Consider the following 1,279-nt stretch of genomic DNA (forward strand, 5'->3'; position numbering starts at 1 on the left):
TGCAGCAAATCCCCATCGGAGAGCTGTTTCCTTTCAAAAACCACCCCTTTAAGGTTTTGGATGATGAGTCCATGTGCAGAGCCTGTATGAGAAGAAACTTACCACTTATCCCCGAACTGATAGCTGCTATATCACCGATGATGACGAGGAAATGCTGGAGGAGCTGACCGAGGCGCTGGAGGTTTTTCTCGACATTACCCCGGAAGATGTGGACGAGGCGGTGCCCCGGACACGGCGCACCGTCAACCGGGAAAAAGTCACCGACCACCACGCCATCCTGCCCACCCGCAGTATGCTGCAAGCCGATCTGGAGGCTCTGCCCAAGGGCGAGCAGAACATCCTGAAGCTCATCATCGCCCGGACATTGATGGCGGTGAGCAAGCCCTTCCGTTATCTGGAAACCCTGCTGACAACCGAATGTGCTGGGGAGGAGTTTACCGCCAAGGGCAAGGAGGTTTTGGAGGAAGGCTGGAAAGCGGTGGAGCGCAAGGTGCTGGCGGACATCTTGAACCGGAAGCAAGAACTCGCCGCCCTGCCAAATGCAGCGAAAAACGAGTGCGGCATCCTCAATGCAGAACTGAAAGAGGGGCAGACCTCGCCGCCGAAGCATTTTACCGAGGACACCCTGCTGCACGCTATGGAAACCGCCAGTGCAGACAGTATGCCGGAGGGCGTGGAGCGTCAGGGTATCGGCACCCCGGCTACCCGTGCCGCCACCATTGAAAAGCTTGTGCAGAAGGGTTTTCTGGAACGCAAGGGCACCAAGAAAACCAAGGTGCTGCTGCCTACCGACAAGGGCAAAGCCCTTATTACCGTAATGCCCGAAGAAATTCAGTCCCCGGAAATGACCGCCGACTGGGAAACAAAGCTGCTGCAAATCGAACGTGGCGAAATGGAGCCGAGTGAATTTATGACCGAAATCAATACGATGATTACCGAACTGGTAAAGAACACGGAAATGAAAAAAGGAGTGAATCCGGGTATGGAGTACCCAAGAGGGTGAGCAGCGATTCGACAACCACACTGACAAATTGCTGAACTATATCCGCTTCTGGCAGGCAGACGGCGAAAGCGAAAAAACTTCTGTCCGTACCCGTACCAGCCTGCGGCAGCTTGTGGAAGAAGGACACTTCAAGGGCGGCAGTGCGCCGTATGGTTATGACCTTGTGAAAAGTGGCCGCATCAACAAGCGCAAGCACGAACTCTACGAACTGCATCCGCAGGGTAGAAGTTTATCGCGGATACCAAATCCATGTGGACTTCAACTTTGATCTTGCAC

2 protein-coding genes are annotated in these 1,279 nt (G+C 54.3%); both read left to right on the forward strand.

Translation table 11 applies throughout. From position 1 onward, the window contains the following. Window positions 1–73: 73 nt before the first annotated feature. Window positions 74–1,003 carry a DNA topoisomerase gene (locus QZL71_RS13105; RefSeq protein ID WP_294649189.1) on the forward strand — a complete coding sequence of 310 codons (930 nt, stop codon included), beginning with the start codon at window positions 74–76 and terminating at the stop codon, window positions 1,001–1,003. Window positions 1,004–1,031: 28 nt separating this feature from the next. After that, the gene (locus QZL71_RS13110) at window positions 1,032–1,271 is read left to right on the forward strand and encodes a hypothetical protein (protein WP_363912719.1); all 240 of its coding nucleotides are present in this window, start codon (window positions 1,032–1,034) and stop codon (window positions 1,269–1,271) included. The last annotated feature ends 8 nt before the right edge of the window (window positions 1,272–1,279 follow it).

The sequence above is a fragment of the uncultured Faecalibacterium sp. genome, assembly GCF_900066275.1.
Taxonomy (GTDB): domain Bacteria; phylum Bacillota; class Clostridia; order Oscillospirales; family Ruminococcaceae; genus Faecalibacterium; species Faecalibacterium taiwanense.